Source organism: Oribacterium sinus (assembly GCF_963553175.1).
Classification (GTDB): domain Bacteria; phylum Bacillota; class Clostridia; order Lachnospirales; family Lachnospiraceae; genus Oribacterium; species Oribacterium sinus_B.
In genome coordinates, this window is the sequence record NZ_CAUVME010000062.1 from 1 (window position 1) to 5395 (window position 5395).

A 5395-nucleotide genomic window follows, 5' to 3' on the forward strand; every position below is an offset into this window, starting at 1 on the left:
TGGGCTTTGTCTTCTATAAGAAAAGCAAACGCTTTGTGGACAAGGAGCAGGCAAGGCGTCTTAGGGAAAAATTGAATTCTTCCATTCCCGGGGTGGGAGTCTTTGTAGAGGAAGAGATTCCGAAGATTTTGGAGCTTTTGCAGGAGGGGATTATCCAAGGGGTTCAGCTCCATGGAGAAGAAGAGGAGTCCTATGTTCTTACGCTTAAGGAGAAAATGAAGCAACTTAGGGGGGATTCCTTTCTCTGGCAGGCCTTTATCTTAAAAGAAGAAAAGGATATAGAACGGGCAAATGCCTCTCCGGTGGACCTGATTCTTCTGGATGGAGGGAAGGGGGAAGGCAAAGAGGCGGAGGCAGGACTTTTACAAAAGATTCATCGCCCCTATATCTTGGCAGGAGGACTTTCCCCGGAAAATGTAGTAGAGAAAATCAAAGCATTTTCCCCCTATGGGCTGGATGTCAGCTCCGGAATCGAGGAACAGGGAGAAGAGGGAAGCCGGAAAAGCCCGGAGAAGATGGAGAGTTTTATTCGCTTGGTAAAAGAAAGGAGTAGTATGGCAGAGAAAATCGGACGTTTTGGGATTCACGGAGGACAGTACATTCCGGAAACCCTGATGCAGGCAATAGAGGAATTGGACAAGGCCTATACAGAGGCTAAGGCGGATCCTGCATTTCAGAAGGAGTTAAGCCGTTACTTAAATGACTATGCAGGACGGCCCTCCCGCCTGTATTATGCGGAAAAGATGACGAAGGATCTTGGAGGAGCCAAGATTTACTTAAAAAGAGAGGACTTAAACCACACCGGTGCCCACAAAATCAACAATGTTTTGGGGCAGGCCTTGCTGGCAAAGCGTATGGGAAAGACCAGACTGATTGCGGAAACCGGAGCAGGACAGCACGGCGTGGCAACGGCAACGGCAGCAGCCCTTTTCGGTATGGAGTGTGTGGTTTTCATGGGGCAGGAGGACATTGAGCGACAGGCTTTAAATGTTTATAAGATGCGTCTTTTGGGAGCGGAGGTAGTGTCCGTAAAGACCGGAACCGCCACCTTAAAGGACGCAGTGTCCGAGGCCATGAGAGAGTGGACAAAGAGAATTTCCGATACCCATTATTGCCTCGGTTCCGTTATGGGACCCCATCCTTTCCCTACTATGGTAAGGGATTTTCAGGCGGTGATTTCCAAGGAGATTCGGGAAGAAATTCTGGAAAGAGAAGGAAAGCTTCCTGCAGCAGTATTGGCCTGCGTGGGAGGCGGCTCCAATGCCATCGGAACCTTCTATCATTTTATCCCGGATGAGGGAGTAGAGCTGATTGGCTGTGAGGCTGCAGGAAGAGGGGTGGATACGGAGGAAACTGCGGCCACCATTGCGGTAGGAAAGCTGGGCATTTTCCACGGCATGAAGTCCTACTTCTGTCAGGATGAATTCGGGCAGATAGCCCCGGTATACTCCATTTCCGCAGGACTGGATTATCCCGGAATCGGACCGGAGCACGCAGCACTCCATGACAGCGGACGGGCAAAGTATGTGCCGGTAACGGATTTGGAGGCGGTAGAGGCCTTTGAATATCTTTCAAAAATGGAGGGAATCATCCCGGCCATTGAATCCGCCCATGCCATTTCCTACGGCATGAAGGTGGCGAAGGAGAAGAGTAAGGAGGAAAGCATTGTTATCTGCATCTCCGGAAGAGGGGATAAGGACTGCGTTTCCGTAGCACGTTTCAGAGGGGAGGACTTGGTAGAATGAAAAGCATAAAAGAAGCATTTGCAAAGGGAAAGGCATTTATTCCCTTTATCACCTGTGGAGATCCGGATTTGGAAAGCACCAAGAAGCTGGTAAAGAGCATGGTGGAAAATGGAGCGGACCTGATTGAGTTGGGGATTCCCTTCTCCGACCCCACCGCAGAGGGACCGGTGATTATGGAAGCTGACCTTCGGGCCTTGCAAGGAGGATGCACCACAGAGCAGGTTTTTCAAATGACCAAGGAGCTTCGGCAGGAAGTGGATGTGCCCTTTGTGTATATGACCTATGCCAATGTGGTTTTCTCCTACGGCAGCAGAAAGTTTATGGAAAAGGCCAAGGAAGCCGGGGTTTCCGGCTTAATACTTCCGGATGTGCCCTATGAAGAGCGGGAAGAGTTTTTGCAGGATTGCAGGGATTTCGGCATTGCCCTCATTTCCATGGTAGCCCCTACCTCCGAGGACCGTATCGCAAAGATTGCGAAAGATGCGGAAGGATTTTTGTATATCGTGTCCTCCCTGGGAGTTACGGGAGAGCGAAAGGAAATCACCACGGACCTGTCTTCTCTTCTGAAAATGGTGAAGAGCCACACGGAGATTCCCTGTGCCGTCGGCTTTGGAATTTCCACCAAGGAGCAGGCAAAGGAAGTGGCACAATATGCGGACGGCGTGATTGTAGGCTCCGCCATTATGAAGAAAATCCACGAAAATCCGGGGAAGGAAGAGGCGGTACTGGGAGAGTATGTGGCGTCTATGAAGTCGGTGTTATAAATGTGGTATCACCGTCCGGCAATGAGTTTCTTCTGTAGAAATAGTGTCACCGTCCTACAATGAAGTTTCTTTCTTCAGACACGTTCTCACTAACCTCGCCTCATAGCAGTACTAAGCTGAAAGCTTCGTTCACTCGCTTTCAGCAAGTACTGATGGGCTCAGATTGTCTTCAGAAAGAAACTTCTTGCGGGTCGGTGAGCTGTATTTCGGGCTAAAGAAAAATCTTCTATGTTCGGCTGGGACTAGAATGTCTTCAGAAAGAAAACTCATTGCAGGACGGTGAGGTAAATTTCTAGGCTCGAGAAAATTTTCTATGTGCGACTGGGACTAAAATGTCTTCAGAAAGAAAACTCATTGCCGGATGGTGAGGTACATTTCCGGGCTAAAGAAAAATGATTTAAATAGGGGCTGTAAAAAATCATAATAATAATTAGATTTTCGGCAATTTAGACCTATATTGCTTAGAAAACTATTTTGATTTTTTACAGCTTCTTATTGTTTCCATATTTTTATAGGAGTAAGATATATTGTATACACGAAAACGGTAGTTTTAAGAAAGGAAGGTATGATATGTATTATTCCAGCGGAAATTATGAGGCATTTGCCCGTCCGGAAAAGCCGGAGGGGATTGAGAACAAGTCGGCCTATTTAATTGGTAGTGGTTTAGCTTCTCTCGCAGCTGCCTGCTTTTTGGTACGGGATGCACAGATGGAAGGGAAGAGAATTCATATTCTGGAAAAGGAATCTCATCCGGGCGGAGCTTTGGATGGGGATAAAATTTCTGCGGGTTATGTCATGCGTGGCGGCAGAGAGATGGATAACCATTTCGAATGTATGTGGGATCTGTTTCATTCTATTCCCTCTATAGAGACGGAGGGAGTCAGCGTTCTGGATGAGTATTACTGGTTAAATAAAAAGGATCCAAATTATTCTTTATGCCGTGCTACCAAAAATCGGGGAGAAAATGCCAAAACCGGCGATAAGTTCGGTCTTTCCGACAAGGGAAGTATGGAAATCATGAAGCTTTTTATGACAACGGATGAAGATCTGGCCAATGTGAAAATGACGGAAATTTTTGACGATGAAGTCTTTAAGACCAATTTCTGGATGTATTGGCGTACCATGTTTGCCTTTAAGGATGATCAAAGTGCTCTGGAAATGAAGCGTTATATGCAAAGATTCATTCATCATATCGGGGGATTGCCGGACTTTAAGGCATTACGTTTTACCAGATACAATCAGTATGAGTCCATGGTGCTTCCCATGGTGAAGTATCTGGAAGAACATGGTGTTGCGTTTCATTACGGTGTCAGCGTGACAAATGTGCTTTTTGACATTTCTGCCGGAAAGAAGCAGGCAAAACGGATTGAGCTTCTGCGAGACGGGAAAGAGGAAAGTATTGACCTAACGGAAAATGATTTGCTTTTCTATACGAATGGAAGTAACGTGGAAAATTCCACTTATGGCAGTCAGACAGAAGCTACAGGCATGGATAGTGAGATTCATCCGGGAGGCTCCTTTGACTTATGGAGAAAAATTGCGGCACAGGATCCATCTTTCGGAAAACCGGACAAATTCTGTACAAACCCTGAGGATAGTAACTGGGTAAGTGCAACGGTAAATACCTTGGATGAAAAGATTCTTCCTTATATCAAAAACATTTGCCAAAGAGATCCTCTATCAGGAAAAGTAGTAACCGGCGGTATTGTAACCGTAACGGATTCCTCTTGGCTTCTAAGCTGGACCATTAATCGTCAACCCCAGTACAGAAATCAGCCGAAGGGACAGGTTCTGGTATGGCTTTACGGTATGTTTTCCGATAAGCCCGGAGATTTTATTAAGAAATCCATGCGGGAATGTACCGGACAGGAAATCTGTGAAGAATGGCTTTATCACTTAGGGGTTCCGGTGGAGGAAATTCCGGAACTGGCAGCCCATAGTGCCAATACCGTTCCGGTGATGATGCCCTTTGCCAGTGCTTATTTCCAACCACGAGAAGCCGGAGACCGTCCTTTAGTGGTACCGGAGAGCTCTGTAAACTTTGCTTTTATCGGAAACTTTGCGGAAACGCCCAGAGATACCGTTTTTACTACAGAATATTCCATTCGAACGGCTATGGAGGCAGTGTACACCCTGGCAAATGTGGACAGAGGCGTTCCGGAGGTCTGGGGTAGCGTGTTCGACCTTCGAGATCTGTTAAATGCTACGGTTGCCCTTCGAGACGGAAAGAAGATTACAGACTTACATCTTGGATTTATTCAGGATATTGTGCTTAAGACAGCCCTGAAGCGTGTAAAAGGAACGGAAATTGAAAAGCTGATGAAGAATTGCCGGATGCTATAAGAAAAGCTCTCTATCTCTTGGCTTAGACTAGCCTTCTTCAAAGAATCCCAAAATCAAGATTCCTAAAACCGCCAGTCCAACGGCAAGGTACTGGGCTTTGCTAAGCTTTTCTTTTAAGAAGATTCTGGCCCAGATTACGGAGAAGAGGCAGTAGCTGGAAATCAAGGGTGCGGAGGCAACAGCATTTGCTCCAATGGCATAGATATAGGTGAACTGACCTATTGTTTCGCAGACGGCAGCTAAAAATTTCGGTCCTTCCGTAGGAAGGCTGAACTTGGTCTTTTTTACAAAAACCAGATAGAAGAAGAGGCAGACTGCCAGAGTACAGAAGGTGTATTCATAGGCTACATTTGCAGAGGCTTCCGGAATTTTTTCCAGAACCACTGCGTCTAAAAATGTGCCCAGTCCGTCAATGATGCAGTAAAAGATGGGGAAGAAAATGGCGATAAAGCTGTTTACATATTTATCCTCCACCTTTTCCTGCATCTTTTTTCGTTCCGCATCCTCATGCTTTTTTTGCAGATAGGAAAGCAGGTAAATGGC

The 5395-nt window shown here is 46.5% G+C and carries 4 protein-coding genes and 1 pseudogene; 4 read left to right on the top strand and 1 reads right to left on the bottom strand.

The window, feature by feature from the left end; genetic code table 11:
- Positions 1-35 precede the first annotated feature (35 nt).
- The 4 genes and pseudogenes from RYO92_RS11200 to RYO92_RS10670 all read left to right on the top strand — a co-directional run.
- A pseudogene (locus RYO92_RS11200) lies at positions 36-467 on the top strand (phosphoribosylanthranilate isomerase); the annotation flags it as partial.
- Positions 468-554: 87 nt separating this feature from the next.
- Positions 555-1745 (top strand): tryptophan synthase subunit beta, encoded by a 1191-nt coding sequence (gene trpB / locus RYO92_RS10660; protein WP_007156975.1) that lies wholly within the window; start codon positions 555-557, stop codon positions 1743-1745.
- Positions 1742-2509, top strand: a complete 768-nt coding sequence (gene trpA, locus RYO92_RS10665; protein ID WP_315370364.1) for a tryptophan synthase subunit alpha — start codon at positions 1742-1744, stop codon at positions 2507-2509. The genes trpB and trpA overlap by 4 nt, the downstream gene beginning before the upstream one ends.
- A gap of 570 nt (positions 2510-3079) precedes the next feature.
- Positions 3080-4852 carry an oleate hydratase gene (locus tag RYO92_RS10670; protein ID WP_315370365.1) on the top strand — a complete coding sequence of 591 codons (1773 nt, stop codon included), beginning with the start codon at positions 3080-3082 and terminating at the stop codon, positions 4850-4852.
- 27 nt (positions 4853-4879) lie between these two features.
- Here the strand turns inward: RYO92_RS10670 and RYO92_RS10675 are convergent.
- On the bottom strand, positions 4880-5395 hold a 516-nt coding region (locus RYO92_RS10675; protein WP_315370366.1), incomplete at its 5' end, for an EamA family transporter.